Origin of the sequence: Acidisoma sp. L85 (genome assembly GCF_009765865.1) — a bacterium.
In the GTDB taxonomy this organism is placed as follows: Bacteria; Pseudomonadota; Alphaproteobacteria; order Acetobacterales; family Acetobacteraceae; genus Acidisoma.
Genome location: NZ_LMUQ01000079.1, coordinates 1 through 752, shown reverse-complemented (window position 1 = coordinate 752; position 752 = coordinate 1). Strand labels below are relative to the sequence as shown.

The window sequence follows — 752 nt, the reverse complement described above, 5'->3', positions numbered from 1 at the left end:
CACCGCTGCCTCGCTCGTCACGGCATCGGGCGTCTGCCGGACGTCGAGGGCGACAAGGCGCCGAAGAAGAAGTTCAAAGCCTATCCGATCGGCTTCCTTCACGTCGATATCGCAGAGGTGCAGACCGCGGAAGGCAAGCTGTATCTCTTCGTTGCCATCGACCGCACCAGCAAGTTCGCCTTCGTGCAACTGGTGGAGAAAGCCAATCGCGTCACGGCGTCGGCTTTCCTGGTCGAACTGATCAAGGCCGTGCCCTATCGCATCCACACGGTGCTGACCGACAACGGCATCCAGTTCCGGCTTCCAAAACGCTATGCCAATGGACCAACAGCGCGGTTCATCACCCACATGTTCGAGATGCGTTGCCGCGAGAACGACATCGAGCATCGCTTCACCAAAATCAATCATCCCTGGACCAATGGTCAGGTCGAGAGGATGAACCGGACCATCAAGGAAGCGACCGTCCAGCGGTGCCATTACGACGACCACGAGCAGCTTCGTCGCCATCTCGAGCAGTTCGTCAGCGCCTACAGCTTCGGCCGCCGACTGAAGACGCTCAACGGTCTCACACCATACGAATTTGTCTGCCGAACCTGGCAAAACGAGCCAGAGCGGTTCGCCTCAAACCCGCTCCACCAAATGCCGGGACTAAATACCTAGGGTCAGGACCCATTAATTGCTTGCTTCGGCTCGGCGCATTGTGATTCTGGAGATGGCGGGAGGATACCGTCATGGACAGACTGTTTCTGCTC

General features: G+C 58.0%; 1 protein-coding gene. It reads left to right on the top strand.

The annotated features are described in order from the left end of the window. A partial coding sequence (locus GSQ83_RS27740; RefSeq protein ID WP_158806127.1) for a DDE-type integrase/transposase/recombinase occupies window positions 1-660 on the top strand: 660 nt, incomplete at its 5' end. Window positions 661-752 lie beyond the last annotated feature (92 nt).